Source organism: Sphingomonas sp. 179-I 2A4 NHS, assembly GCF_045369135.1.
Taxonomy (GTDB): domain Bacteria; phylum Pseudomonadota; class Alphaproteobacteria; order Sphingomonadales; family Sphingomonadaceae; genus Sphingomonas.
The window spans coordinates 1,983-5,032 of sequence record NZ_JBIQFL010000032.1 but is presented as its reverse complement, the minus strand read 5'-3'; the positions used below and the strand labels follow the sequence as shown (position 1 = coordinate 5,032).

At 54.4% G+C, this 3,050-nt stretch carries 1 tRNA gene, 1 rRNA gene and 1 other annotated feature (1 of these 3 only partly in view); both genes read right to left on the bottom strand.

Going from position 1 to position 3,050, the window contains the following annotated elements:
* A tRNA-Met gene (locus tag ACH0CP_RS18870) sits at positions 1-77 on the bottom strand.
* Positions 78-199: 122 nt separating this feature from the next.
* Positions 200-314, bottom strand: a 5S ribosomal RNA gene (gene rrf, locus ACH0CP_RS18865).
* Between the two features lie 127 nt (positions 315-441).
* Positions 442-3,050 (bottom strand) — a sequence feature (most likely nonfunctional fraction of RNA operon) (it continues 1,608 nt past the right edge of the window).

Below are 3,050 nucleotides of genomic sequence, written 5' to 3'. Positions count from 1 at the left end.
TGGTTGCGGGGACAGGATTTGAACCTGTGACCTTCAGGTTATGAGCCTGACGAGCTACCGGGCTGCTCCACCCCGCGACACTTGGTGTGTTGTCCTTTTTGGAAACACGAACGCCTCCGCGTGTTGGCGGAGGCGACGGGTTGTCCTTGAGGACGACGTTATGAATGGGTTCGAAACACGTACATCCGCAAGCTGCAATGCCTGGCGACGCCCTACTCTTCCATCGCTTAAGCGATAGTACCATTGGCGCAGTCGGGTTTCACGGCCGAGTTCGGGATGGGATCGGGTGGGACACCGACGCTATGGTCACCAGGCAATGAAGCCTGCGGGTGTACGGTTCTAAAATCGATGCACTGTTTACGTAAGTAAGTTGTTTCTGGCGTCGAGCTTTCATCATCCGACCGTCATGGACAGCCAGGGCTGTCGTTGATGGTGGGACTCTCAAGCGCGAATAGGACGATTAGTATCGGTTAGCTCCATGCGTTACCGCACTTCCACATCCGATCTATCAAGGTCGTGGTCTCCGACCGTCCTGTGAAATCTTATCTCGAGGGAGGCTTCCCGCTTAGATGCTTTCAGCGGTTATCCCGTCCGTACATAGCTACCCTGCTGCGCCGTTGGCACGACGACAGGTACACCAGAGGTACGTTCAACCCGGTCCTCTCGTACTAGGGTCAACTCCTCTCAAATTTCGACGCCCACGGCAGATAGGGACCAAACTGTCTCGCGACGTTCTGAACCCAGCTCACGTACCACTTTAATTGGCGAACAGCCAAACCCTTGGGACCTGCTCCAGCCCCAGGATGTGATGAGCCGACATCGAGGTGCCAAACAACCCCGTCGATATGAGCTCTTGGGGGTTATCAGCCTGTTATCCCCGGCGTACCTTTTATCCGTTGAGCGATGGCCCTTCCACGAGGGACCACCGGATCACTATGACCGACTTTCGTCTCTGCTCGACTTGTCAGTCTCGCAGTCAGGCGGGCTTATGCCATTGCACTCTAACAGCCGGTTTCCAACCGGCCTGAGCCCACCATCGCGCGCCTCCGTTACTCTTTAGGAGGCGACCGCCCCAGTCAAACTACCCGCCACAGAGGGTCCCTGTTCCGGCTTACGGAACGAGGTTAGACATCAGAAAACAACAGGGTGGTATTTCACCTATGGCTCCACATCAGCTGGCGCCAATGCTTCAAAGCCTCCCACCTATGCTACACAGTTCTTTCCTAATGCCACTCTGAAGCTGCAGTAAAGGTGCACGGGGTCTTTCCGTCTAACCGCGGGTACTCCGCATCTTCACGGAGAATTCAATTTCGCTGAGCATGTCCTGGAGACAGTGGGGAAGTCGTTACGCCATTCGTGCAGGTCGGAACTTACCCGACAAGGAATTTCGCTACCTTAGGACCGTTATAGTTACGGCCGCCGTTTACCTGGGCTTCAATTCAGAGCTTGCACTCCTCCTCTTAACCTTCAGGCACCGGGCAGGCGTCAGGCCCTATACGTCGTCTTGAAGCCGACTTAGCAGAGCCCTGTGTTTTTGCTAAACAGTCGCTACCCCCTGGCCTGTGCCCCCTCATACCGGTTGCCCGGAATGAGGGCCTCCTTCTTCCGAAGGTACGGAGGCAATTTGCCGAGTTCCTTCAGGACACTTCTCTCAAGCGCCTTGGTATACTCTACCTGACCACCTGTGTCGGTTTCGGGTACGGTCTATACGGTGGGGCTATTTCCCGGGACAGTTTCGAAGCACGTCCAATCCGATAAGGACGTACAACACACACCATCCGTCACACACCACCAGGCTGCGGAATATTAACCGCATTCCCATCGACTACCCCCTTCGGGCTCGTCTTAGGGGCCGGCTCACCCTGCGCGGATTAGCCTTGCGCAGGAACCCTTGGTCTTTCGGCGAGAGGGCATCTCACCCTCTTTATCGCTACTCATGTCTGCATTCGCACTTCCGATACCTCCACCACCCATTACCAGATGGCTTCGCAGGCTTACGGAACGCTCCGCTACCGCGTGTACAAAAGTACACACCCTAAGCTTCGGTGCACGTCTTGAGCCCCGTTACATCTTCGCCGCAGGAACCCTTGTTTAGACCAGTGAGCTGTTACGCTTTCTTTAAAGGATGGCTGCTTCTAAGCCAACCTCCTGGTTGTTTTGGGATTCCCACATGCTTTCCCACTTAGACGTGACTTGGGGACCTTAGCTGTAGGTCAGGGCTGTTTCCCTTTTGACGACGGACCTTAGCACCCGCCGTCTGTCTCCCGGATATCACTCCTAGGTATTCGGAGTTTGGTTAGAGTTGGTAGATCTCGCGACCCCCGCATCCATCCAGTGCTCTACCCCCTAGGGTGTTCGTCCGAGGCACTACCTCAATAGTTTTCGCGGAGAACCAGCTATTTCCCGGCTTGATTGGCCTTTCACCCCTAAACACAACTCATCCGGTAACTTTTCAACGTTAATCGGTTCGGACCTCCAGTGCGTGTTACCGCACCTTCATCCTGGTCATGCCTAGATCGCCGGGTTTCGGGTCTAATACATCAAACTATGGCGCCCTATTCAGACTCGCTTTCGCTGCGCCTACACCTATCGGCTTAAGCTTGCTTGATACATTAAGTCACAGACCCATTATGCAAGAGGTACGCTGTCAGGCCTCAAGGACCCTCCAACTGCTTGTAGGCAATCCGTTTCAGGTACTGTTTCACTCCCCTCATCGGGGTGCTTTTCACCTTTCCCTCACGGTACTAGTTCGCTATCGGTCATGTACGAGTATTTAGGCTTAGAGGGTGGTCCCCCTATATTCAGACAGGATTACACGTGTCCCGCCCTACTCAAGTCCTTCAATCTCACTTTCGCATACGGGGCTGTCACCCGCTACGGCGCTACTTTCCAGAAGCTTCTGCTAGTTGAATTGAAGGCACTGGCCTGGTCCGCGTTCGCTCGCCACTACTAACGGAATCTCGGTTGATGTCTTTTCCTCCAGGTACTGAGATGTTTCAGTTCCCCGGGTTCGCTTCACGAAGCCTATTTTATTCAGCTAAGTGATACCT